Here is a 24,446-nt window from a genome sequence, read left to right on the forward strand (position 1 = left end):
GTTGTGCACAACCAAAACCGTCCGTTCGGTTAGGCTTGATCGCATGACCGATTCCCGCCCCGCCGCAGCCGAGGAGCTTCCCGAGAACCTCTCCGAGAACCTCCTCCGGCTCGACGCGCAGATCTGCTTCTCGCTGAACGCGGCGTCCCGCGCCTTCGGCGGCGTCTACCGCACGCTGCTCAAGGACCTCGACCTCACCTACCCGCAGTACCTGGTGATGCTGGTCCTCTGGGAGGAGAACGCGGCGGTCCCGGTCAAGCGGCTCGGCGAGCGCCTGCGACTCGACTCGGGCACGCTGTCGCCGCTGCTGAAGCGCCTGGAGGCCAATGGCCTGGTGCGGCGGGAGCGCAGCGCGCGCGACGAGCGTTCGGTCAACGTGACCCTCACGGACGCGGGCGCCGCCCTGAAGGCGCGCGCGGCCGAGGTCCCGCGCAGCATCGCGCGGGCCACCGGCTTCGAGCTGGCGGAGATCGAGGATCTGCGCCGCCGCCTGAACCGTCTGACGGAGGCGCTGGACTCGGCGGCGCTGGACACGGCGGCGCTGGGCTGACCGTTCCGGAGCGTTTGTGGACATACGCTCCCATGGCGTGACAATCGACATGAGCCGGGACCGCCTGACGGCCCTGGACCCGGTCCACGACACCTGGGTCCGCCCCTCCCGCACCGCACTCCCCGTCGTCTGGGCGCTGACCCGCGCGGCCATGCTCGCGCTGCTCGCCCTCGACGGCACGTATCCGCTGGGCGTGGGCGGCGTCGCCCACGAGGTGCACGCCCGGTACGCGCACTGGAGCGCGACGCTCGCCCAGGGCACGTTCCCGACCGGCGACCCGCTGTGGCAGTACCCGCCGGGCGCGGGCCCGCTGCTCCTCGCGCCGGGGCTGCTGCCCGGGCTCACCTACTTCCAGGCGTTCGTCGCCCTCACCCTCGCCGCGGACGCGCTCGTCACCTACGTCCTCTCGCGCGGCGACCGCGACCCGCGCGGCGCCTGGCTGTGGACGGCCGGTCTGCCGCTGCTCCTTCACGTGCCGCTCGCCCGCTACGACGTCGAGGTCACCGCCCTCGCCGTCCTCGCCCTGCTCGCCCTCGGCCGCTCCCCCCGCCTCACCGGCGCGCTCGCGGCGCTCGGCGCCCTGGTGAAGGTGTGGCCCGCGCTGGCGCTGCTCGGCGTGGAGCCGGGCCGGACGGCGCGCCAGGTCTGGGGCACGGCGCTCGGTGCCGCGACGGCGATGCTGCTGTTCCTGGCGCTGGTCTTCCGCGCCCCGCTGTCCTTCCTGCACGAGCAGGGCGGGCGCGGCGTGCAGATCGAGTCGCTGGGCGGGACGGTGCTCGCGCTCGCCCGCCTCGCGGGCTGGCCGGGCCGGGTCCGCTACCGGTACGGGGCGATGGAGTACGTCGGCCCGTGGGTGGACGGGGTGGCGACGGCCTCGCTCGTACTGACGGCGGCGGCGTTCGCGGTGCTGCTGTGGTGGCGGGTGCGGGCGCGGCGCCACACGGAGGCGACCCCGTACGACGCGGCGCTCTGCGCGGTGCTGCTGTTCACCGTGGTCAGCCGTGTGATCAGCCCGCAGTACCTGGTCTGGCTGCTGGGCCTGGCGGCGGTCTGCCTCACCTCGCGCCGCACGACCCAGCGGCCGGTCGCGCTGCTCGTGCTGGCGGCGGCGGCGCTGAGCGGCCTCGCGTACCCGGTGCTCTACGGGGACGTGATGGCCGGGACGTGGACGGGGGTCGCGGTGATGACGCTGCGGAACGCGCTCCTCGTCGCCGGGGCGTGGATCTCGTTCCGCGCCCTGTGGAGGGCCACGGCGGGCAGGCGTTTCTCTTAGTCAGTAAGCGTTTCGCTTAATCGGACAATTAGCCCAAACACGTAGGATTCCCCCTGTGAATCCCGTGGACCCCGCAGACCCGACCCCGCCCCCTGCCCCGACCGTCACGGTCGTCGTGATCGGTTACGACGACGTCGCCCATGTCGCCGACGCGGTGCGCTCCGCGCTCGCGCAGGGGCCGGCCGTCCGGGAGGTGATCGCGGTCGACGACTGCTCCACGGACGGCAGCGGCGCCCTGCTCGACGGCCTCGCCGCCCACGAGCCCCGGCTCACCGTGGTGCACCGGGAGACCAACAGCGGCGGCTGCGGCACCCCTCGCAACGACGGACTGGCCCGCGCCACCTCCTCGTACGTCATGTTCCTCGACAGCGACGACGTGCTCCCGCCGGGCGCGGTGGACGCGCTGCTCGACGCGGCGGGACGGCACGGCGCGCAGGTCACCGCCGGACTGTGCGTACGCCGCGAACTCCCCTCGGGCCGCGAGGTCCCCTGGCAGCCCGAGCTGTACGCGAAGGAGCGGGTGCTCGACACCCCCGAGCAGCGCCCGCGCCTGGTCCGCGACACCCTCTGCGTCAACAAGCTCTACCGCGCCGACTTCCTGCGCGCGCACGCCATCCGCTTCCCCGACGGCCGGTTCGTCTACGAGGACTTCGTGTTCGGGGCGCGCGTCCTCGCCGCCGCCCCGCGCATGGCCCTCGTCCCCGACCGGGTCTACGTCTGGCACGTGCGCCGCGCCGCCGGGAAGCTCTCCCTCTCCCTCGACCGCGCCTCCGTCGACAACTGGCAGGCCCGCCTCGACGCCCACCGCCAGTCCGTCGCCCTCCTCCTCGACGCCTCCCGCAAACGGCTCGCCCGCGCATCCCGCTCCGCGTTCCTCGACCACTCCCTGCGGATGTACGCGCGCGAACTCGACCTGCGCGGGCCCGAGTACCGCGCCGAGTGGTGGACCCGCACCCGCGCCTACCTGGAGACCTTCGACACCGCCGACTTCGACGCGGCCCCGGCGCCCGGCCGTCTCGTCGGGCGTCTGATCCTGGCCTCCCCGGCACCCCGCGACCTGCCCCGCCTGAAGGAGCTGGCGGCGCGCCCGGCACGGCTGCTCCCGCCGTACGCGCGGGCCCCCGACGGCACGCCCGTCTGGTCCCCCGACCTGCCGCAGCTCACCCTGGAACACGTCCTGCACCGCCCGATGCACCTGCTCCCCGTGGCGGTCGACGGCGCACTCCGCCCCGGCGTCCGCTCCACCCGCCTCACGCTCCGGCTGCACGAGCTGTACGGACGGGTGGCGGACGCGGGGCCGCGCGAGGCGCGGGTGGAACTGGTGGAGCGCAAGGGCGGCACGGTGGTCCAGCGCAGAACGGCGCCCTTCTCGCGGTACGGCACGGACGACGAACCGGACGGCCGGACGTGGACGGCGTCGACGACGCTCGACCTCTCGGCGCTCGGCCGCCCCGGCACCTGCGACATCCGCCTCCGCCTGACCTTCGTCGACGGCACCCACCGCGACACCACACCCCACGCCGCCCACGGCCCCGGCCTGCTCCGCCGCACCGCCGTCCCGAGCCGCCGCCACGGCGTCCTCCTGGCCCAGCCCTACGCCACGCACTCGGGCGCACTGGCGCTGCGGACGGCGGCGGGGGTGCGGGGGGTCGTGTCGGTGGTCCGCCGACGGGTCGCGCGCCTGCTGCGCTGACCGGCGCTAAACGGCCCGCGACCGCAGCCGGAGCCGCCTGATCAACTGACCCACCTCGCCCGCGAGCCCGACCCCGACCGCGAGCGCCAGCGTCACCGCCGCCACGTTGACCATCCCGGCGATGCCCGACGTGGTCCGGCCGGAGGCGAGCGCCCCGAGGGACGCGTACAGGACCCCGCCCGGCAGCAGCGGCGCGATCCCCGGCACGACCAGCGGCAGGGCCGACTCGCGCCGCCGCCGCGCGACGAAGTGCCCGGCGCCTCCGACGGCGGTCGCCACCAGCGCGGTCCCCACCAGGGACGAGAACCCGAGCACCTCGAACTCCACGGAGACGACGAACCCGGCGAGCCCGAGCACCGCCGCGGGCAGCCAGTCCCGCGCCGGGGTACGGGCCCGTGCCGCCACGGCGACCGCGAAGACGACGGCCCCGGCGCCCGGCGCCCCGAGACGGTCGGAGCGCCGTACGGACGGCACGATCGGCACGCCGAGCCCGACCAGGTGCCCGACCCCGAGCACGGCGACGACGCCGGTCACGACGGCGGCGAAGACGAGCAGCGCGTCGGCCAGCCGTCCGAGCGCCGTCAGATAGTGCCCGGCGAGAGCGTCCTGCACGGCGCTGACGAAGGTGACGGTGGGCAGCAGCCCGAGCACCCCGGCCACCACGAGGGCCTGGACGGCGAAGGCGGGCACGAACCGGCTGACGCCGAGGGCCATGATCGCGGCGGGCATCGCGGCGACGGCGTACCGGTAGAACGCGGGGACGCCGTTGCGCTCCAGCCACCCGTTGAGCAGCCCGCCCAGCACCCCGGCGACGAACGAGCACAGGGAGGTGAGCGGCCCGCCGCCGAAGACCGGCCCGCCCCCGGCCGCCACGAGCCCGGTCTGCACCGGCACCCGCCAGCGCGCCCAGCGCCGCCCTCCGACGGGAGCGGGGGCGTCGAGTATCCGCCCGGCCTCGGCGCGGGCCTCGTCGAGCGTCAGCGTGTGCCCGCTGATCCGCCCCACGAGGGCCTGCAGGTTCCCGAGGGCACGGAAGTCGGTGGAGTGGCGCCGCACGTGCCGGGTGGCGTGCAAGGGGGTCAGCTCCCCGGGCGCGTACGCGGACAGCGACACGGACCCGAGCGTGACGTCCGGCTCGCAGTAGCTCAGCCCGTACGTCTCGGCGGTCACCAGGATTCCGGCGACGGCCTCCTCGGCGGACGCCCCGTACGACAGCAGGGCCTCACCGACCCGCACCGCCAGATCGGCGACGCGGGCCCCGTACGCCTGCATGTCCGCACGCCCGTCGTCGTGCAGCAACTCCCCGCCGTATCCGTAACTGCTCAGCGGTTCGAGCCCGCGCAGGCGGGGCAGGGCCCGCGCGAGCCAGGGGGCGGGCAGGGTGGGGGTGTCGTTCCTCACACGCATATGAATCGAGCGTAACGGACATTCCACCCATACGGCCGAGCTCGGGTTTCGACGCTCGGAACTCAGGCGGTGCGGGCGTGCGCCAGGAAGGCGTTCCATGCGGGCGCGGCGGCGGTGAAGGTCGGACCTTGGGGGCCGAGCTTCGAGTCGCGGATGTGGATGGCACGGGGGGTGGGCTCGCGCCAGTCCAGGGCGGCTTCGAGGCAGTTACTGCCTTCACTGTCGCTGTAGCTGGACTTGAACCATATCGGGCGTGAGTTCACAGCTCTTCGGCCACCTTTCTGATGAACTCCGACGAATCCTCGGGGCTGAGGGCGTGCATGCGGATCATGCCATGGACCCGGCTGAGTTCACTGGCCTTGTCTCCGTCGGCGTAGAGGGCGCTGGTCTTCTGCCCTTCCGCGAAGGCGTAATGCTCGTGATCAGCCGTCTCCAACAACGTGACGGGCCCATTGAGTGCAACGCCACACGCCCGCCCGAACGGCAGGACCTGGATCATGACGTTACGCAACTGCTGACATGCCAGCAGCCGTTGACACTGCTCCTTCATAGTGTCGCGGCCACCGACCAGCGTGCGCAGCGTCGCCTCGTAGAGCACGTAGCTGAACATGACGGTCGTACGCTCGATCAACGCCTCCTGCCGCTTGAGGCGCCCTGCCACCCGTTGCTCCACGACCTCATCAGCAAGCAGCGGACAGCTCTCGCTGATCAGCGTTCGCATGTACTTCTCTGTCTGCAACAGGCCGGGGACGAGCAGCGGTTCGTACGAGCCGATGGCGACGGCGTCCTTCTCCAGAGCCATGAACTCCTGCGACCGCTGCGGGTGCGCTTCGGGCTTCAAGAACTCGCGCGCCGCGACGAGCTTCCCGCCCGCCCCACACATCTGGTCGGCGATCAGGAGGAGCCGCCCCGTGGGCTTGCGCCGCCCGTTCTCCATGGACTTGACGTACTCCAGGCCGTAGCCGCTCTCCGCGACCAGCGCCTCACGGGTCACGCCCGCCTGCTCACGCCAGAGCTTGATCTGGTTGCCGCAGTACCGCCAGGCGAGATTCGCCTCCGTCAACATGCGTACCTCCGTCAGACCGCACGTACTCGCCGGGTACGGCTACGCACCGTACGCAGGCAGTCACTTCCGAGACTACGCACGGGACGCGACGGTGAACTCGGCAAACGCGGAACCTCCCACGCAAGGAATGAACGTCGCATGCAGACGAAGCCGACGACGAAGCTCCCGCAGGACATCGAGTGGCGCCTGCCGCGTCATGCGCGAAGCGTGGGCCGGGCACGGTTGCTGTTCCGGGAGCAGGCGGGCTCATGGGCGCTGCCTCAGGAGATCACGGACACGGCCGAACTCCTGCTCAGCGAGCTGATGACAAACGCCTACCGCCACGCGAAGACCCCGGTCGGCCAAGAGATCCGGGCCCGAGCGATCCTGACGCGGGGCCGGCTCCGGGTGATGGTGACGGACGCGAGCGACACGCTTCCGGCCCCGCGCGAGGTGTCCGTGGAGGAGGAGTCGGGGCGGGGGCTGGCCCTGGTGGCGATGTTGGCGGAAGCCTGGGGTGCGGAGGGGCGCGAAGGTGGCGCGGGCAAGATCATGTGGTTCGACGTGCGGCTGACGCCGCCAAGGTAGGGATCCCAGGCGCGAACGGCTCGCGGTCACCACCCGGGCGGCCCGGACGGTCACACCAGGCGTCGCGCCGTCGCCCACCGCGTCAGCTCGTGCCGGTTGGAGAGCTGGAGCTTCCTCAGGACCGCCGACACATGGGACTCGACCGTCTTCACCGAGATGAACAGCTGCTTGGCGATCTCCTTGTAGGCGTAGCCGCGCGCGATGAGGCGCAGGACCTCGCGCTCGCGCTGGGTGAGGCGGTCCAGGTCCTCGTCGACCGGGGGCGCGTCCGTGGAGGCGAAGGCGTCCAGGACGAAGCCCGCGAGGCGCGGGGAGAACACCGCGTCGCCCTCCTGCACGCGGAAGATCGAGTCGACCAGGTCCATGCCGGTGATCGTCTTGGTGACGTAGCCGCGCGCCCCGCCGCGGATCACGCCGATCACGTCCTCCGCCGCGTCCGACACCGAGAGGGCGAGGAAGCGGACCGGGTCGTCGGCGTCGGCCATCAGGGCGGCGCAGCGGCGCAGCACTTCGACACCGCCGCCGCCCGGCAGGTGGACGTCGAGGAGCACCACCTCGGGGCGCGTCGCCGTGATCACCGTGACCGCCTGGTCGACGTCGGCCGCCTCGCCGACGACCTCGACGCCCGTCGACTCCGTACGGCCGATCTCCGCCTGGACCCCCGTACGGAACATGCGGTGGTCGTCGACGAGGACGACGCGCACGTGGCGCCCAGGGCCGGTCTCCTCGATCGGTGCCGTCGGTTCGGTCATGACGTCTTCTCCGCCCTCTTCATGGTCAGTTCGACCTCCGTGCCGCCGTCCGGCACCGCCCGCAGCCGGGCCGTCCCGCCGTTGCGCTCCATCCGGCCGATGATCGATTCTCTTACGCCCATGCGGTCGGCGGGGACCGAGTCCAGGTCGAAGCCGGGCCCCCGGTCGCGGACGGACACGAAGACCTCGTCCCCCTCGACCTCCGCGTACACCTGGACCGCCCCGCCCTCGCCACCGTACTTGGCCGCGTTCACCATCGCTTCCCTCGCGGCCTGCATCTGTGCGCTCAGCGCCTCGTCGAGCGGGCAGTCGCCGACGACCACGACCTCCAGCGGCACCCCGTGCTTGTCCTCGACCTCGGCGGCATGGCGCTTGACGGCCTCCGCGACCGTCTCCGGCTCCCGCGGGTTCTCGGCGGCGGCCGGCTTGTACAGCCAGGCCCGCAGGTCGCGCTCCTGGGCGCGGGCGAGGCGGCGCACCTCGGCGGGGCTGTCCGCGTTGCGCTGGATCAGGGTCAGGGTGTGCAGGACCGAGTCGTGGACGTGCGCGGCGACCTCGGCGCGCTCCTGGGCGCGGATGCGCATGAGGCGCTCCTCCGAGAGGTCCTGCGTCATGCGGATCAGGTAGGGCCCGGCGAGGAGCGCGATGCCGACCAGGACGGCGAGCGCCGCCTGGAGGATGGAGCCCAGGTGCTCGGTGGCGCCCTGGGTGACGAAGATGCCGGTCACGCCCGCGCCGACGAGGACGACACCGGCCGCCGCGCGGGCCAGGTTCAGGGTGCGCTTGCGGCGGCCGACCTCGGCCCAGCGGGCCCGGCGCGCGTTGTCCGCCTGGCGCCAGACGAGGGCGACGCCCGCGCCGACGAGGACGGCGGGAACCAGGTACGCCTTGGTGTTGCCGGTGAGGTTGACGTTCTGCACGAAGATCATCGCGACGACGACCATGAGCAGCAGGGCGAGGATCTGCCCCCGGTCGGGGCGGCGCGCCACCAGCTTGCGGCGCCCGTCGGGGGCGGTCTCGGTGGTCAGCACGGAGGGCCGGTCGGTGCCCACGCCCCCGACACCCAGCGGCACGAAGAACCAGAACGCGGCGTACAGCAGGGCACCCAGACCGTCCGCCATGAACAGGCCCGCGAAGACCAGGCGCACCCAGACCACCGGCAGGCCGAGGTGGCCGGCGAGGCCCCGCGCGACACCGCCGAGCCAGCGGCCGTCACCGCTGCGGTAGAGCTTGCGGGGCGGCCCCGGGTCCCGGGCGTCCCCGGGCCGCTCGGCGCGGGTGGCGGTCGCTGCTTCCTGCATGCCCCGATCGTCACACGCCGGAAGCGTGGGGGTCATCAGGGTCCGCCCCCGATACGCCCCTGATCCCGCCGCCCGTACGAGGACCGGTCTCAGGGGCGATCTCAGGGTCCGGCCAGGGTTGTCCCGACTGCCGCCGTCCGTGCGGGCCCGTCACCATGGACGTATGACCGAGCAGCCTCACGGCGCGGTGCCCACCGCCGACCAGGACACCACGGAGAAGGACACCGCCCCGGCCCCGCTGCGGCGCTTCCGCCGCGACCGGCGATACAAGACGCTGGGCGGCGTCTGCGCGGGCCTGGGCCGGCACTGCGACATGGACCCGGTGATCTTCCGGATCGGGCTCGCCGTGCTCTCCGTGACCGGCGGCGTCGGCCTGCTCTTCTACGGTTTCGCCTGGCTGTTCGTGCCCTACGACGACGAGGACGAGAACGAGTTCCGCAAACTCCTCACCGGCCGCGTCGACGGCCCCGGGCTCGCCGCCATCGTCACGGCACTGCTCGGCTGCGGCGTCTTCCTGTCGATGCTCAACAACATCGGGGCGTTCACCTTCGCCGTCGTCCTCGCCCTGCTCCTCGCGGGCGCCGGCTACTGGTCCCAGCAGCGCCGCACCGCCGACCCCGACCCCGTCGCCGCGCAGGCGGTCGCCGACGCGCCGCCCGAGGCACAGGCGCCGCCCGTCTCGCCCGCGCCGTCGTGGTGGCGGGACCCGATCGTCAAGGACGGTACGTACGTCGGCGGCACCGGATACATCTGGGGGCCGCCGGACAGCGTGGACGCCGCCGGGCCCGGGAAACCCGACGGGCGCGGCGGGCCGGTCGCCGGGCGGCCCGCTGGGGCCGTGGCTCGGCCACGCGGGATCGGAGGGATCACCTTCCTGACCGCCCTCGTCGCCGGGGCCGCCGGGGCCGCCGCGTCGTGGGACTCCCGGCCGCTCGGCCCCAGCCTGCAGACCGGGCTCGCCTGTGCGCTCGGAGTGTTCGGGCTCGGCATCACGGTCAGCGCGTTCCGGGGGCGGACCGGAGCGGGGTCCGTCTTCTGGGCGCTCGTCACGGCCGGGCTGCTCGTCGCCTCCGCCGCGCTGCCCGCCAACATCAGCACCGAATGGGCCCGGACGCACTGGGCGCCCGCCGACGCGACCCAACTGAGGCCGCAGTACGAACTCGGGTCCGGCGTCGGCACCCTCGACCTTTCCGGCGTCGACGTCGCCGACGGCCGTACGCTCACCACCCACCTGGAGGTCGGCGCGGGCCAGGCCAAGATCGTGCTGCCCCGGGACGAGACGGTGCGGCTGCGCATCGAAGTGGGGGTCGGGGACGTCCAACTGCCCGGCGACCAGCGCAACGACGTCGACGTCCGCCCCGGCATCGAGAAAACACTCACCCTGAACCCGACGCCGGGTCGCGGCGCCGATGGTGACGGTGTCCTCGACATCCACGTCGAGGTCGGACTCGGACAGGCGGAGGTGTCCCGTGCGGCATGACTTCCACCCCGGGCGCCTGCTCGCGGGACTCACCCTGCTGGCTACGGCGCTCGTGTACTTCGGCGATGCGGGCGGGGCGTGGGAGGCGCCCTGGTTCGTGGGGATTCCGCTGGTTTGTGGGGGGTTGGGGGTGGCGGGGGTGGTCGGGACGGTGACCCAAGCGCTCAGGCTCCGCCACCGCCCGGCACCCTCCGAACCGGCGCCGAAAGGTTGACCGGGGCCTGCCCCCAGCACCCCTCGCCCTCCGACGTTCCCCGGACCCCTGCTGGGAGCGTTGTCGAGTGCGGGCGTGGTGGTGGCTGGTCGCGCAGTTCCCCGCGCCCCTGAGATGCGCACTGCGTGCGCCATCTCATGGGGCTGCGGCGCAGCCGCATGCTTCAGGGGCGCGGGGAACTGCGCGAGCGGCCACGACGCCAGGCGCACTCGACAACGCACCCAAGAGGGACGGCGGCGCAGCCGCCTCCCCAGGGGCGCGGGGAACTGCGCGACCAGCCACGACGGCACCCGCACGAACTGCGCGAGCGGTCACCACCTCACCCGCGCCCGGGACGGAACCGGTGGCGCCGCCCGGCCCACCACGCGTCCACTGACCAAACCCCCGCCCCGCCCAGAACAAGTGGCAGCCACGCCATCAGGTAGGCCAGATCGTTGCCCAGGTAGTAGGGCTTCACCGCCCAGCTCACCGTCAGCCACAGACTCAGGGAGATCACCGCACCCCCGGCCGCCGCAAGACGCCCGAGCACCCCGAGCAGCGTCCCGACCCCGACCGCCAGTTCGCCGAAGGCGATCGCGTAGCCGAACCCCGCGGGCGACTTGAGCGCCAGGTCGACGAGTTCGGGGAGGGCGGAGACATCGCGGATGTTGCTCATCTGTTCGCCGATGGATCCGGCCCCGCTCGCCTGGAAGAACCCCGCGTCCGTGAGCTTGTCCAGCCCCGCGTAGATGAACGTGACCCCGAGGAAGATCCGCAGCGGCAGCAGCGCGTACCGCTGGGCGGTGCCCCGCCAGCCGCCCCGACCGTTGCCTCCCCCGCTGTCCCGGCCGTAGCCACTGTGCGGGTCCGTTCGCATGCCGTGCGCCATCGCCGCTCCGCCGCCTCTCGCGTCACACCTGATGCCGTGCCTGTACCCGACCATACGGACGGGAGGACGCCCCGGCTCATCCGCGAACGGGCCGGTAGTTCGGTGAGGCAGCGGATCGGCCCGGTCAGTCGACGACGTCGATCACGCAGCGGTTGGTCTCGACCCCGGCCGCCGTGATCACCTGCACCTCCACCCGTCCGGGTTCGACGTCCACCGGCACGGGCACGGTGAGGAGCCCGTCGGCCGGGTTGGTGAAGCCGCCCGGCACGGGCACCAGCGGTACGTGGACGTGGACGGTGCCGATGCGGACGGCGACCCGCGCCAACTGGTCGGCCGATCCGGCCCCGGGCGGTACGAATCCGGCGCCGCGGATCTCGATGTCCTCGCCGGTGCGGATCGGCCCGTCGAGGTCGCCGGCCTCGCGGGCGCGCACGACGGAGAGGACGACGGGGCGCCCGCCCTCGGCGTACTTGCCGCAGAGGTACGTGGCGGCCGAGACCGCGACCAGGACGGCGAGGCCCCACGGCAGGTCGGGCAGTTGGTCGGGGCGGCGGGCGAGCCGGGCGGCTGCCCATACGAGCGCGGCGGCGGAGACGGCGACGTACTGCGTGTCGGTGAAGCTTCCGCGCCCGGAGTCGTCGGTGAGGAGGTCGGCGGCGCGGGGCCGGATCGCGGGCACTTTCTGCAGCCGCTGGCCGAGCACCCGCAGGCCGACGACCCGGCGCACGAGGACCGCGACCGCGCAGACCACCGCGAGCACGGTCAGCAGCCCGGCCCCGCGCGCCAGCCCGAGCCCCTCGATCAGGTCCTCCCGCGCCCGCTCCTCCGCCGCCAGCGCCAGCTGACCAGCGAGGACGAGGACCGCGTACACCACAAGGACCACCACGCCGCCCGCCACCGCCCGTGACGTCGACAGCCGGTTGTCCTCCCCGATGACGGGCGCGAGGACCCCGCCGCGTGCCCGGTGCAGGGCGGCGGCGCCGCTCAGCAGCGCGCCGACGGCCACCGCCGCGACGAGGCCCGCCGTGCGCGCCGTGCTCCAGCCCGCGCCGACCGCGGTGAGCGCCTGCACGAGCAGGAGGAGGAGCACTCCGCCCCAGATCACGTACAGGCTGCGCGGCAGCAGGCGCGCGCGCCACGCCGCGCCCTCGGCCCGGCCGCGTTCGGCGACCGTCTGGGCGGACTGGGTCAGCTCGTCGGAGATCCACTGGCGGGAGGCTCCGGCGGAGTGCGCGACGGCGGACGGCAGGCCGCTACCGGACGCCAGTTCGTCCCGGCGCGCGAGGAACGCGGCGACCGCCCTGCGGTGTCCTTCGCGCGCGCCGTGCGGGCAGTCCCCGCACGTGCACCCGCCCTCGTGCGTGCCCGCCGCCCCGCCCTGCCGTGCTTCCCGCATCGCCACCGCGACGCCCCCGCCCTCAAGCCTTGTGTCGTCCGTCAACTTCCGCGCTCAGACTGGGAATTGTGCCGTACGCGGCGCGCGCTCCGGCGCACGGGGCTGCCCCCATGGGGTGAACGTCTTTCGTCCGCATTGACCGGCATGTTGACGCCGCTGCGAGAATTTCCGTATGGCCGAGATCATCCAGCGTGACGGAACCTGGGCCTTCGACGGCAGCACCATCCGCATCACCCCAGGTCTGCACCGCAGCGTGGCCCTGTTGCGGCAGACGTACGGCGAGATCAGCGTGCCGCTCACGGCCGTCTCCGGGGTCGCCTACGAACCCGAGCGCAAGCGCGGCCGGCTCCGCCTGACCCTGCGCGAGGCCGCCGACCCGCTGCTTCAGGCCACCGGGGGCCGGCTTCCGGACACGGCGGACCCCTACCGGCTCGCGGTGGACGCGGACCGCTCGGGCGTCGCCGAGTACATCGCGGAGGAGATCCGGCAGGCGCTGCTCCTGGAGCAATTGCCGGACGGGCCCGCCGACACGTATCTCGTACCGGGGCCCGCCGTGCCCGTCTCCGTACGCTCCAGCGACGGCATGGTCTCCTTCGACGGCAGCCGTGTCCGGATCGACTGGAGCGACACCTCGGACCGGGTGAAGCGGGTGACGGGACCGCGCGTCATCCCCCTGGACGACCTGGACGGCGTCGACTGGGTCCCGAACTCCGGCTACGAGGACGGGGTGCTGCGCTTCGTCCTGAAGGGCTCCCCGTACGCGAAGCTGCCGCCGGAGAAGGACCCGTACGCCCTCGATCTGTGGGGCAACGCGCGCAAGGACCTGCTGACCGCCCTCGTCGCGGCGGCGGTCACGGCCCGGCTGCCGCACCCGTCGGCGCCGCCCGGCACCCCCGCCCTGCCGACGTCGCGCCACACCGACCACGACGTACTGCTGCGGCGGTTGCGGGAGTTGGGCGAGCTGCACCGGCAGGGCGTGCTCACCGACGCCGAGTTCACGCGGACGAAGCAGGTCGTGCTCCGCGACTTCCGCTGACCGGCCAGGCAGGGGGCTATGACAGCAGCTCCGGCTCGCTGCGCGTGATGTCCTGCCACATCGACTGGTAGTTGATCCACGCCACGAGGTCGCCGCCCGTCCGGTCGCGGGTCGCCACCGCCTGGAGCCGGTCGATGAGCACGGGGCGTCCGGCGGCCCGTGCCGTGAGCTGCACCTGGCAGCAGCGTTCCAGGGCGATGAACCACCAGGCCGCCGCGTCCACCGAGTCCCCGACGGTGAGCAGCCCGTGGTTGCGCAGGATCAGCGCCTTGAACGAGCCGAGCGCGACCGCGATCCGCTTGCCCTCGCCCGCGTCCACGGAGACGCCCGTGTACTCGTCGAGCAGCGCGTGGTCCTCGTAGAAGGCGCACGCCTCCTGGGTGATCGGTTCGATCAGCTCGCCGAGCGCGGCGAGGGCGCGTCCGTACGTGGAGTGGCAGTGCGCCACGGCGACGAGGTCGGGCCGGGCCCGGTGCACCTCGGCGTGGACGGTGAACGCGGCCTGGTTGACGTGGTGGCGGCCCTCGACGACCTGCCCGTCCCCGTTGGCGAGTACGAGGTCGCCGACGGTGATGTGGCGGAACGGCATCCCGAACGGGTTCACCCAGTAGCAGTCCTCGAACTCGGGGTCCCGGGCGGTGATGTGGCCCGACACCCCGTCCTCGTACCCGAGCCGTCCGAAGTTCCGCAGCGCGCCCGCGAGCCGCTCCTTGCGGTGGCGGCGCTCGTCGGCGGGGTCGGTGTGCACGGGCGGCATGGCGAAGTGCAGCTGGTCGGTGGGTATCGGGGCGGGGCTGGGCGTCGACATGGAGCGGAAGGTACCCGGGCGCCTCGCGGGGCGACAGGCCCCGGCTGTGAAGAGAGTGCGCCGGGTGTTCCGGAATTCGCCCGAAAACCCGACAGGAGGTGTCGGGTTTTCGCGTCAGGCTCGACGTATGACGTCGAACTGGGGCGCCTTCACCGCCGCCGCACCGGACCTCGCCAAAACCGTCGAGGACCGCTTCACCCTCCACACGCACCACGTCCTCGCGACCCTGCGCAAGGACGGCTCGCCCCGCACCACGGGGCTCGAAGTCCGCTTCCTCGACGGCGAGTTGTGGCTCGGCATGATGCCCGGCTCGCTCAAGGCCAGGGACCTGCTGCGCGACCCGCGCTTCGCCCTCCAGGCCAACCCGGGCGAGGGCACGACGATGGGCGGCGGTGACGTACGCGTCAGCGGCCGCGCCCTCCTCGTCGAGGACCCGGCGACCCTCGCCCGCTACACCGGCCAGGTCCAGGTCCCCGACCCGGACGACTTCCACCTCTTCCGCACGGAGCTCACCGAGGTGACCCGGGTCTTCATCGAGGACGACACGTGGCTGGTGGCGCAGGTGTGGACGCCGGGCGAGGCGGTGCGGACGCTGCGGCGGAAATGACCGAAGGCGCCGCCCACCCGGGGGTGAGCGGCGCCTTCAGTGACGTACCGGCGTGGGGACTACTCCCACTCGATGGTCCCCGGCGGCTTGCTCGTGACGTCGAGGACGACGCGGTTGACGTCCTTGACCTCGTTGGTGATGCGCGTGGAGATCTTCGCGAGCACCTCGTACGGCATCCGGGTCCAGTCCGCCGTCATGGCGTCCTCGGAGGAGACGGGGCGCAGCACGATCGGGTGGCCGTAGGTGCGGCCGTCGCCCTGGACGCCGACGGAGCGGACGTCGGCGAGCAGCACGACCGGGCACTGCCAGATGTCGCGGTCGAGACCGGCGGCGGTCAGCTCCTCGCGGGCGATGGCGTCGGCCTCGCGGAGCAGGTCGAGGCGCTCCTTGGTGACCTCGCCGACGATGCGGATGCCGAGGCCGGGGCCGGGGAACGGCTGGCGCTGGACGATCTCCTCGGGCAGGCCCAGCTCGGCGCCGACGGCGCGGACCTCGTCCTTGAAGAGCTGGCGCAGCGGCTCGACGAGCTCGAACTCGATGTCGTCGGGGAGCCCGCCCACATTGTGGTGGGACTTGATGTTGGCGGTGCCGGTGCCGCCGCCGGACTCGACGACGTCCGGGTAGAGCGTGCCCTGCACGAGGAAGGCGACCTCGGGGCCGTCCTCCTGGAGGATCTCCAGCTGGGCCTGCTCGAAGACGCGGATGAACTCGCGGCCGATGATCTTGCGCTTCTCCTCGGGGTCGGAGACCCCGGCGAGCGCCTTCAGGAAGCGGTCGCTGGCGTCGACGACCTTGAGGTTCGCGCCGGTCGCGGCGACGAAGTCCTTCTCGACCTGCTCGGTCTCGCCCTTGCGCATCAGGCCGTGGTCGACATAGACGCAGGTCAGCTGGGAGCCGATGGCCTTCTGGACCAGGGCCGCGGCGACCGCGGAGTCGACGCCGCCGGACAGACCGCAGATGGCGCGCTTGTCGCCGACCTGCTCGCGGATCGCGGCGACCTGCTCCTCGATCACGTTGCCCGTGGTCCAGGTGGGCTTGAGGCCCGCGCCCCGGTACAGGAAGTGCTCCAGGACCTGCTGGCCGTGCGTGGAGTGCATGACCTCGGGGTGGTACTGGACCCCGTACAGCTTCTTCTCGTCGTTCTCGAACGCGGCGACGGGCACGACGTCCGTGGAGGCCGTCACGGTGAAGCCCTCGGGCGCGGCCGAGCAGGCGTCGCCGTGGGACATCCACACGGGCTGCTCGGCGGGGGTGCCCTCGAACAGCGTGGAGTCGGTCTTGGTGACGGCGAGCGGGGTGCGGCCGTACTCGCGGGCGCCGGTGTTGTCGACGGTGCCGCCGAGGGTCGTCGCCATCAGCTGGAAGCCGTAGCACATGCCGAAGACGGGGACACCGGCCTCGAAGAGCTCGCGGTCCAGGCGCGGGGCGCCCTCCGCGTAGACCGAGGACGGGCCGCCGGAGAGGACGATGGCCGCCGGGTTCTTGGCGAGCATCTCCGCGACGGGCATGGTGCTCGGCACGATCTCGCTGTAGACCCGGGCCTCACGGACGCGGCGGGCGATGAGCTGGGCGTACTGCGCACCGAAGTCGACGACCAGGACGGTGTCGGGGGCGGCGGCAGCGGAAGTCGCTGATGACACGGGTTGCCTTCCGGCGGCTTGTGCGGGGGTCGTACCGTCGATTCTAACGGTTCGGCCCAGTTGCCCCTGAGGTCACGGGGGCCCGCCCCGGACCCCAGTTCGGTGCGGCACTCACCCGTACGGCGCGTGACCCGGACGCGGCGGGCTTCGTTGGTCCCGGTGTCCGTGTCAGCCAGGGGCGGGCCAGTCGAACCACGCGTGGCTTTGCTGGAGCGATGAGACGTCACGGTCATGCCGTACGTCGTGGGACCTCGCTCCGGTGCAGTGACCGGACGGCAGGGGACAGCAGCCCGGTCACCCAAGAGAACGGCCGGTCCCGGGGACGCCCGGGGCCGGTCGGCCTCCTGAACCCCTCCCACACCCCCCGAAGCCTCCTTCACCCACGTCCCCTGTCCCCCACAGAGCCGGCGGCGCGACCCCCCGGCGCCGCTCCGCGGCAACGACGCTGCCCTGACGTCGGAGCCGATGCCGAAGGGCCCCGCGGATCCGTCCCGCGGGGCCCTTCGCCGTGCCCTCTGCCTGCACGTTGTCGATAACGATCAGAAGTCGGTCAAAAGGTTGTACGGCAACCGCATGAATCCCGCCACATTTGCGACGGAGCGTGGCACATGTGTCTATACGTGTGATACGCGTCACAGGGAGCAACCCCTTCTCGCCCGATTGGTCTCAACCACAGTGCGAGTCGATGGGGGCTCGCCTCCGTGGGGGGAGAGGAACACATGAAGATCGCTTTTCTCATCAACAACGCGTACGGCATCGGCGGGACCATCCGTGCCACCGCGAACATGTCGGGCGCCCTGGCCGCGCGCCACGAGGTCGAGGTCGTGAGCGTGCACCGCACGGCCGACCGTACGGGGCTGCCCTTCGACCCGCGCGTCCGCATGACCACCCTGATCGATCTTCGCGAGGACAGCCCGGACTACGCGGGCGACCACCCGCTGACCGAGCGGCCCAACACGATGTACAACGAGGGCAGCACCGTCTCCGGCCGCCAGCGCTACACCGCGCTGCACGACGAGCGCCTCTCCCGCTACCTCGCCGGCACGGACGCGGACGTCGTCATCGCCACGCGCCCGATCCTCAACGGCTACCTGGCCCGCTACGGCACCGACCGCTACCTCCGCGTCGGCCAGGAGCACCTCTCCCTCGCCGGCCACGCCGACCAGGTGCTCCGCGACCAGAACGTGGCAATCGGGCAGCTCGACGCCTACGTCACCGTCTCCGAGGCGGACGCCGCGGCCTACCGCGCCGCGCTCCCCCAGGTCCGCACCCTGATCACCTGCGTGCCCAACGGGGTGCCCGCAGGGCGGGTGCAGCCCTCGACGCGGGACTCCAAGGTGATCGTGGCGGCGGGACGGCTCATCACCGTCAAGCGCTACGACCGGCTCGTCGACGCCTTCGCCAAGGTCGCGGACGCCCACCCCGACTGGACGCTGCGGCTGTACGGGCGCGGGCCCAAGAGGGACGAGCTGCGGGAACAGATCGACGCCCTCGGCCTGTACGAGCGGATCTACCTCATGGGCTCGGCCTCACCGATAGAGACCGAGTGGGCCAAGGGCGCCATCGCCGCCGTCTCCTCCGACATGGAGTCGTTCGGCATGACCATCGTCGAGGCCATGCACTGCGGCGTCCCGGTCGTCGCCACCGACTGCCCGCACGGCCCCGCCGAGATCATCGAGCACGGCAAGAACGGTCTGCTCGTCCCGAAGGAGGACGGCGAGGCGGGCATCCAGCGGTACGCCGACGCGCTCGACCGGCTCATGTCCGACGCCGCGCTGCGCGACGCGATGGGCGAGGCGGCCCGCATCCGCGCCGCGGACTTCGAGCCCGACGTCGTCGCCCGCCGCTACGAGGAGCTGTTCCGCGTGCTCACCGCCCGCCGCACGCCCGAACCGCCGCGGGTCGAGCGCCTCGACGCGCGCCGCCGCCCCCGGCTGTTCCGGCGCCCCAAAGCCGCCGCGCTCGTGCAGGCCCCGGCCCCGGCCGTGGCCGCCGCGCCCGCTCCCGCGCCGGACAAGCCGCTCGCCTACGTCCGCTCCACCGCCGACGGCGGCTTCACCGTGCGGTTCGAGACGGCGACGCTGCCCTCGGGCCCGCTCGACTTCGTGGCCCGGCTGCGCAAGGACCCCAAGGGCCGCGAGATCCGGGTGCCCCTGCCCGACGCCGCCGCACAGGGCCCCGACGGACGTGCCGTCACCCTCTCCCCCGCCGAGCACGTCCTCGCCACGGGCCGCTGGGACTGCTACGTCGCACGCCGCGGCACCAACAAGCGGCAGCGCCTGATCTGCGGCCTCGCCGAGCGCGCCGCCCGCGTGGGCGCGGCCCCGCACACCGGTCCCGACGGGGTCTCGGCCTGGCAGCCGTACCCCACCGTCGACGGCTTCCTGGCGCTGCGCACCTGGCACCGTGCCGCGCACGCCGAGGTGGAGCGCGTCGAGATCGGTGAGGAGAGCGCCACGTTCCGCGCCGTGCTCCTCGGTGACGGCGCCGGTCTCGACGGGGCGCGCGTGGTGGCCGTCTCGCGCGCCGGTGACGGCCAGGACTTCTCCGTACCGGTGACGCCGGGGACCGGCGGCGGCTTCACGTTCACGCTGCCCTACGCGGACGCGGCCGGGCGGCGCCGGGCCGAGCGCGACTACTGGGACCTGCGCCTGCACCGGGCCACCGGCGAACCGGCCCCGGTGCCGGTCGGGCGGCTCGGCGGCGACATCGTCGACCGCAACAAGACCGACCTGTTCCCCGAGGGCGGCGGCCACGGCGTGAAGGTGTACGTCACGATGGCGAGCGACTTCGCCGTCTGCGCCCGCGAGGTGGAGCGGTGATCCAGGTCACATGAAGATCGGGTGAGTGCGGGGACAACCATCGCCTGCCGTCACAGGTCATTTATGCGGAACCGAACGTCCCTCTGCATATCGATCGAGGTAGGAATGAAGCTTCGCCGCGCACTGGTGACGGCGGCCGCCACGGCCGCCGTGGCGCCCCTCGCGCTGCTCTCCGCCCCGGCCGCCTTCGCGGAGGAGGCGCCGCAGCCTGCGGCCACGACCGCGACCGGCACGCCGGACCCGGCCGCCGCCGCCCAGGGGACGGACCCGGGGACGACGGCGCCGGGCGCGGACAAGGACCCGGCCGCCGCCACGGGGAAGGACCCGGACACCGCCCCGCCCGCCGACCCGAACGCGAACACGAACGGCAAGCCGGCCCCGGCCGACCCGGACGGCGGCCCCAAGACCCCGCCCGCGCCGGTCCCGGACGACCCGGAGAAGACCGGCGACCCGAAGCCCGGCGCCGACGAGGAGCCCGGCCGGGACGACTGCACCGCGGTCGAGGACAGCCCCGGCACCCTCGCGGAGCTGCGCGGCCTGCCCTCGAAGGTCGTCGCGGGCTCCGGCTGGCACGACTTCACGTTCCGCGTCTCCAACAAGACGTCCGAGGAGTTCGAGGCGACGTTCGTGCAGCTCTACGCCTTCGCGTACGCCTACGACGAGGACACCACCGAGATCACGAAGTACGTACGCGTGCAGTACTCCGACATGGACGGCTGGCACGACGTCGACACCGCCATCGGCGAGGACAACCTCGATCCGTTCACCGACCTCGGCCGCATCGCCCCCGGCGACCACGCCGACCTGCCGCTGCGGCTCAGCGTCGACCGGGGCGCCCCGACCGGGATCGGCGGCTCGGTGGCCTTCGCCACCAGCGTCAACGCGGACGGCGTCTGCGGCGACAGCGTCCCCGAGGACCAGGAGTACCGGTTCGAGATCGTCGCCGCGCCGAAGAAGCCCCGCCCCGTCCCGGCGGCCGTCACCTCGCCGAAGCCGGTCGCGACCAGCACGCCCACCCCGTCCCACACCCCCGCCCCGCAGGCCAGCAGCACCCCGTACACGGGTGAGCTGGCCGCGACGGGTTCGAGCTCGGCGCTGCCGGCCCTCGGCACCGCCGGCGGCTTCGCCGTCCTCGCCGGGGCCGGGGTCGTCTACGCCGTGCGTCGCCGCAAGGTAGGCGACGAGGCGTAAGCGCTTCGCACGCGACCAGGAGGACCCGCACTCGGAGGGGGGTGCGGGTCCTTCGCGTCTCCCCTGCCCGCTACCGCTCCTCGCGCTCCTTGGGCGGCACCGACGGCATCCCCAGGAACGGCAGCCTCAGCGCGCCGAACGCCTCCGGCGGGACCGCCGGATTCTTCGGCTCGACGGGCGCGAGCCGCCTGTAGGCCGCCCCCACGCGCGGGCGCGGGTCCTCCTCGCCCTTGTTCGGCCAGTACGACATCGCGCGCTCGGCCTGCGCCGTGATCGTCAGGGACGGGTTCACGCCGAGGTTCGCGGAGACCGCCGAGCCGTCCACGACGGAGATCCCCGGGTGGCCGTAGAGCCGGTGGTACGGGTCGATGACGCCGCTCTCCGCGCTGTCGCCGATGGGGCAGCCGCCGAGGAAGTGCGCGGTCAGCGGGGTGCCCATCAGCTCGCCGACGTTCGACCCGGGGAAGCCGTTGATCTCGGCGGCGATCGCGGACGCGCCCTCGGACGCCGCCTTGATCTGCTTCGGGTTCGGGGCGCCGTGCCCCTGGTCCGCGGTGAGCAGCCCCTTGCCGACGCCGTCCGGCTTCAGGTACGTCGTCAGCGAGTTGTCCAGCGACTGCATGACGAGGCCGATGATGGTCCGCTCCGACCAGCGGCGATTGGACAGGGAACGCGCCATCAGCGTCGGGTGCTTCACCGCGTTGACCAGCCAGCCCGCGACCCGCGACGACTTCTCCGCGTACGGCACCTGGAGGATGGAGAGGCTGCCCATCGCGTTCGAGCCCTTGCCGTAGCGGACCGGCTCGATGTGCGTGTTCTCGTCCGGGTGGATGGACGAGGTGATCGCGACGCCCCGGGTGAAGTCGGCGCCCGTGCCGTGCCGTTGCCGGTAGCGCCGGTCGGTGGTCTGCGCGCCGACGAGCGCCTCGGAGTTGGTCCGGGTCAGCTCGCCCAGCCGCTTCGATATGTGCGGCAGCTGGCCGCTCGCCTTCATGCGGTGCAGAAGCGTCTGGGTGCCGTACGTGCCCGCCGCGACGACCACCTTGCGGGCCTTGAAGACGCGGCCCGCCGCCTTCTTCCGGTCGTCGGTGGGCAGCGTCGCGACCGCGTAGCCGCCCTGCGAGTCGTCGGTCACGGAGACGACCGTCGTCATCGGGTGGACGACCGCGCCCGCCTTCTCGGCCAGGTACAGGTAGTTCTCGTTGAGGGTGTTCTTCGCGCCGTGGCGGCAGCCCGTCATGCACTCACCGCACTCCTGGCACGCCTTGCGCGCGGGTCCGGCTCCGCCGAAGTACGGGTCCGGGACCTGCTGGCCGGGGCGCGCCCTGACGCTGCCGTCCGCGTCCTCGCCGTCGCCGAAGAAGACGCCGACCGGCGCCATGTGGAAGGTGTCACCGATGCCCATGGACTGGGCCGCCGCCTTGAGGTGCACGTCGGCCGGGGTCATCGTCGGGTTGAGCCGTACGCCGAGCATCCGCCGCGCCTGGTCGTAGTACGGCTTCAGCTCCTCCTCCCAGTCCGTGATGTCCTTCCACTGGGGGTCCTCGAAGAACGGCTTCGGCGGTACGTAGAGGGTGTTGGCGTAGTTGAGGGAGCCGCCGCCGACGCCCGCGCCGGCCAGCACCATCACATTGCCGAGCAGGTGGATGCGCTGGATGCCGTACATGCCGAGCTTCGGCGCCCACAGGTAGTTCTTCACGTCCCAGGAGGTCTTCGGGAGCGTGCCGGGGGTGAAGCGGCGGCCCGCCTCCAGGACGCCGACGCGGTAGCCCTTCTCGGTGAGGCGCAGGGCGGACACGGCTCCGCCGAAGCCCGAGCCTATGACCAGCACGTCGTAGTCGTACGCCGCGTCGTCGGTTTCGCCCAGCGTCATTGCCAGATCTCCTTGCGTGCGAGTGCCGGTTGAGTGTGGCTGGTCGCGCTCACGTGGCGGAGCCACATATCGATACAGTCCCGCGCCCCTGGCGGGGCGCTAGCGCAGGCGGAGTTGCTTCATGACGCTCAGGCTGCGGGTCATGAACTTCGCGTAGCTCTCGTCGTCCATGCCGAACGACGGCGCCATCGGCATCACGCGCTGGTGCGCGACCGTCTGCGCCTCGGTGTACTTCAGCAGGCCCTCGGAGCCGTGGCGGCGGCCGAGCCCGGAGTCCTTCATGCCGCCCATGGGCGACTGGACGCTGCCGTACGCGGGCGCGTACCCCTCGTTGATGTTCACGGTGCCGCTGCGCAGGCGGGCCGCGACCTCGTGGCCGCGCTTGCCGTCCTTCGTCCACACCGAGGAGTTGAGGCCGTACGGGGTGGCGTTGGCGAGGGCAATGGCCTCGTCCTCGTCGGTGAAGCGGTAGACGGAGACGACCGGGCCGAAGGTCTCCTCGGTGCAGACGGCCATCGGCGCCTCCACCCCGTCGAGGATGGTCGGCTCGAAGAAGTACGGGCCGATGTCGGGGCGTGCGACACCGCCCGCGAGGAGCCGCGCGCCCTTGGCGACGGCCTCCTCGACGTGGGCCTTGACGGTCGCCAACTGGCGTTCGCCGACGAGCGACCCCATGTCGGCGCCGTACGCGAGCGACTTGCCGAGCCGCATCGCCTTCGTCCGGGTCGCGAACCGCTCCAGGAAGGCGTCGGCGATCGAGTCGTGGACGTACAGCCGCTCGATGGAGATGCAGAGCTGGCCCGCGGAGGAGAAGCAGGCGCGCACGGCGCCCGCCGCGGCCTTCTCCACGTCGGCGTCGTGGAGGACCAGCATGGCGTTCTTGCCGCCGAGTTCGAGCGAGACGCCGACGAGCCGGGCCGCCGCGCCCTGGGCGACCTCGCGGCCCGTGCGGGTGGACCCGGTGAAGGAGACGTAGTCGGCGTGCTTCACCAACTCGGGGCCGACGACCGGGCCTTCACCGATGACGACCTGGAACACCTCGGCGGGCAGCCCGGCCTCGATGAGCAGGTCGCGGGCCCACAGGGCGGTCAGGCAGGTCTCCGTGTCGGGCTTCATGACCACGGCGTTGCCCGCGACGAAGGCGGGCAGCGCGTCGCCGACGGAGAGTTCGAGCGGGTAGTTCCAGGGGGCTATCTGGCCGACGACGCCGCGCGGCTGGCGCAGCTCGGTCACCTTGGTGAGCGTGGGGACGGCGCCCGTGTGGCGCTTGGGCTTGAGGTACGCCGGGGCCTTCCGCCCGTAGTGGCGGGCCGCGACGGCGACGGCCTGCACCTCCTCGTGGGCGTGCAGACGGGCCTTGCCGGTCTCCAGCTGGATCAGGTCGAGCACCTCGGCCTGGCGCGCGAGGACCAGGTCGTGGAAGCGGAGGAGCACGGCGGCGCGCTGCCGCACCGGCGTCCTCGCCCACACCTCCTGCGCGGCGCGGGCCCGCTCGAAGGCGGTCGCCACGTCCTCGGGCGTCGACTCCGGCAGGTCGGCCAGCTTCTCACCGGTGAACGGCGTGTGGTTCGCCGTCCGTCCCGAGCCGACCACGCCCCGGGTGAGCTGGGCGACCAGCTCGGGCGTGACCACGTCGGCGGTGGTGCGCGCGCCCGCGGGGGCGGCGGCCGTCGGGTTGGTCCCGGTCTTCGCGGTGTTCTGTACGGGCTCGGGGGTGGCCTGCGACTCCGTCATGGTGGGGAGGGTATGCCGAAGGAGACGCTTTCGGTACCCATCAGTAACGAGCTTTCACCGGACACCTACACTGCGCCAGTGTTCGCTGGCATCAAAGCCGCTGATCAGGGGCTTTACAGGGGTGCTTCCCACGACCGGTCAATTTTCGGCGATCCCCTAACCGGCGAG

General features: G+C 72.7%; 20 protein-coding genes. 9 read left to right on the forward strand and 11 right to left on the reverse strand.

Annotated elements, in window-relative coordinates:
- Window positions 1-43 precede the first annotated feature (43 nt).
- Genes ABZ877_RS15825 through ABZ877_RS15835 form a run of 3 tightly spaced genes read left to right on the forward strand, consistent with a single transcriptional unit; the run spans window position 44 to window position 3,516 of the window.
- Window positions 44-550, forward strand: coding sequence for a MarR family transcriptional regulator (locus ABZ877_RS15825; RefSeq protein ID WP_361070391.1), 507 nt, complete (start codon window positions 44-46; stop codon window positions 548-550).
- 37 nt (window positions 551-587) lie between these two features.
- Window positions 588-1,823 carry a glycosyltransferase 87 family protein gene (locus tag ABZ877_RS15830; protein WP_361070393.1) on the forward strand — a complete coding sequence of 412 codons (1,236 nt, stop codon included), beginning with the start codon at window positions 588-590 and terminating at the stop codon, window positions 1,821-1,823.
- A gap of 55 nt (window positions 1,824-1,878) precedes the next feature.
- Window positions 1,879-3,516, forward strand: a complete 1,638-nt coding sequence (locus tag ABZ877_RS15835) for a glycosyltransferase family 2 protein (RefSeq protein ID WP_361070396.1) — start codon at window positions 1,879-1,881, stop codon at window positions 3,514-3,516.
- Window positions 3,517-3,522: 6 nt separating this feature from the next.
- Here the strand turns inward: ABZ877_RS15835 and ABZ877_RS15840 are convergent, their stop codons facing one another.
- From ABZ877_RS15840 to ABZ877_RS15850, 3 genes are all read right to left on the reverse strand, one after another.
- Window positions 3,523-4,923 (reverse strand): threonine/serine exporter family protein, encoded by a 1,401-nt coding sequence (locus ABZ877_RS15840; protein WP_361070398.1) that lies wholly within the window; start codon window positions 4,921-4,923, stop codon window positions 3,523-3,525.
- A gap of 62 nt (window positions 4,924-4,985) precedes the next feature.
- A complete protein-coding gene (locus ABZ877_RS15845) occupies window positions 4,986-5,186 on the reverse strand; it encodes a DUF397 domain-containing protein (RefSeq protein WP_361070401.1) in 201 nt (66 codons plus the stop codon).
- Complete coding sequence (locus tag ABZ877_RS15850) at window positions 5,183-5,989, reverse strand: helix-turn-helix transcriptional regulator (protein WP_361070403.1); 807 nt, start codon at window positions 5,987-5,989, stop codon at window positions 5,183-5,185. The genes ABZ877_RS15845 and ABZ877_RS15850 overlap by 4 nt, the downstream gene beginning before the upstream one ends.
- Window positions 5,990-6,127: 138 nt before the next feature.
- Here ABZ877_RS15850 and ABZ877_RS15855 point away from each other — a divergent pair, with 138 nt between their 5' ends.
- Window positions 6,128-6,556 (forward strand): ATP-binding protein, encoded by a 429-nt coding sequence (locus ABZ877_RS15855; RefSeq protein WP_361070405.1) that lies wholly within the window; start codon window positions 6,128-6,130, stop codon window positions 6,554-6,556.
- A 50-nt stretch (window positions 6,557-6,606) separates the two neighbouring features.
- Here ABZ877_RS15855 and ABZ877_RS15860 read toward each other — a convergent pair whose 3' ends face one another.
- Complete coding sequence (locus tag ABZ877_RS15860; RefSeq protein ID WP_361070408.1) at window positions 6,607-7,308, reverse strand: response regulator transcription factor; 702 nt, start codon at window positions 7,306-7,308, stop codon at window positions 6,607-6,609.
- Entirely contained in the window at window positions 7,305-8,609 is a 1,305-nt protein-coding gene (locus tag ABZ877_RS15865) for a PspC domain-containing protein (protein ID WP_361070410.1), read from the reverse strand. The genes ABZ877_RS15860 and ABZ877_RS15865 overlap by 4 nt, the downstream gene beginning before the upstream one ends.
- A 163-nt stretch (window positions 8,610-8,772) precedes the next feature.
- On the opposite strand from ABZ877_RS15865, the gene ABZ877_RS15870 reads away from it, so the two are divergent.
- Complete coding sequence (locus ABZ877_RS15870) at window positions 8,773-10,089, forward strand: PspC domain-containing protein (protein ID WP_361070413.1); 1,317 nt, start codon at window positions 8,773-8,775, stop codon at window positions 10,087-10,089.
- A gap of 533 nt (window positions 10,090-10,622) precedes the next feature.
- Here the strand turns inward: ABZ877_RS15870 and ABZ877_RS15875 are convergent.
- Together ABZ877_RS15875 and ABZ877_RS15880 are read right to left on the reverse strand one after the other, a co-directional pair.
- Entirely contained in the window at window positions 10,623-11,171 is a 549-nt protein-coding gene (locus ABZ877_RS15875) for a DoxX family protein (RefSeq protein ID WP_361070416.1), read from the reverse strand.
- A 124-nt stretch (window positions 11,172-11,295) separates the two neighbouring features.
- Window positions 11,296-12,573, reverse strand: coding sequence for a hypothetical protein (locus ABZ877_RS15880; RefSeq protein WP_361070510.1), 1,278 nt, complete (start codon window positions 12,571-12,573; stop codon window positions 11,296-11,298).
- A 166-nt stretch (window positions 12,574-12,739) separates the two neighbouring features.
- Between ABZ877_RS15880 and ABZ877_RS15885 the strand changes: the two genes are divergently transcribed.
- On the forward strand, window positions 12,740-13,603 hold the full coding sequence (locus tag ABZ877_RS15885) for a DUF4429 domain-containing protein (RefSeq protein WP_361070419.1): 864 nt from the start codon (window positions 12,740-12,742) through the stop codon (window positions 13,601-13,603).
- Window positions 13,604-13,619: 16 nt separating this feature from the next.
- Here the strand turns inward: ABZ877_RS15885 and ABZ877_RS15890 are convergent, their stop codons facing one another.
- Window positions 13,620-14,411: a class II aldolase/adducin family protein gene (locus ABZ877_RS15890; RefSeq protein WP_361070422.1), complete on the reverse strand. Its 792-nt coding sequence runs from the start codon at window positions 14,409-14,411 to the stop codon at window positions 13,620-13,622.
- Window positions 14,412-14,538: 127 nt separating this feature from the next.
- On the opposite strand from ABZ877_RS15890, the gene ABZ877_RS15895 reads away from it, so the two are divergent.
- The gene (locus ABZ877_RS15895) at window positions 14,539-15,018 is read left to right on the forward strand and encodes a pyridoxamine 5'-phosphate oxidase family protein (protein WP_361070425.1); all 480 of its coding nucleotides are present in this window, start codon (window positions 14,539-14,541) and stop codon (window positions 15,016-15,018) included.
- 59 nt (window positions 15,019-15,077) lie between these two features.
- Here the strand turns inward: ABZ877_RS15895 and guaA are convergent, their stop codons facing one another.
- Window positions 15,078-16,658, reverse strand: coding sequence for a glutamine-hydrolyzing GMP synthase (gene guaA, locus ABZ877_RS15900; RefSeq protein ID WP_361070428.1), 1,581 nt, complete (start codon window positions 16,656-16,658; stop codon window positions 15,078-15,080).
- Between the two features lie 719 nt (window positions 16,659-17,377).
- Here guaA and ABZ877_RS15905 point away from each other — a divergent pair.
- Together ABZ877_RS15905 and ABZ877_RS15910 are read left to right on the forward strand one after the other, a co-directional pair.
- Entirely contained in the window at window positions 17,378-19,480 is a 2,103-nt protein-coding gene (locus tag ABZ877_RS15905; protein ID WP_361070431.1) for a glycosyltransferase family 4 protein, read from the forward strand.
- A gap of 105 nt (window positions 19,481-19,585) precedes the next feature.
- A complete protein-coding gene (locus ABZ877_RS15910) occupies window positions 19,586-20,671 on the forward strand; it encodes an LPXTG cell wall anchor domain-containing protein (protein ID WP_361070434.1) in 1,086 nt (361 codons plus the stop codon).
- Window positions 20,672-20,741: 70 nt separating this feature from the next.
- On the opposite strand, the gene ABZ877_RS15915 is transcribed toward ABZ877_RS15910, so the two are convergent.
- Window positions 20,742-22,544: a GMC family oxidoreductase gene (locus ABZ877_RS15915; RefSeq protein WP_361070437.1), complete on the reverse strand. Its 1,803-nt coding sequence runs from the start codon at window positions 22,542-22,544 to the stop codon at window positions 20,742-20,744.
- 99 nt (window positions 22,545-22,643) lie between these two features.
- Window positions 22,644-24,278: a succinic semialdehyde dehydrogenase gene (locus ABZ877_RS15920; RefSeq protein ID WP_361070440.1), complete on the reverse strand. Its 1,635-nt coding sequence runs from the start codon at window positions 24,276-24,278 to the stop codon at window positions 22,644-22,646.
- Window positions 24,279-24,446 lie beyond the last annotated feature (168 nt).

The organism is Streptomyces sp. NPDC046939 (genome assembly GCF_040644575.1).
In the GTDB taxonomy this organism is placed as follows: Bacteria; Actinomycetota; Actinomycetes; order Streptomycetales; family Streptomycetaceae; genus Streptomyces.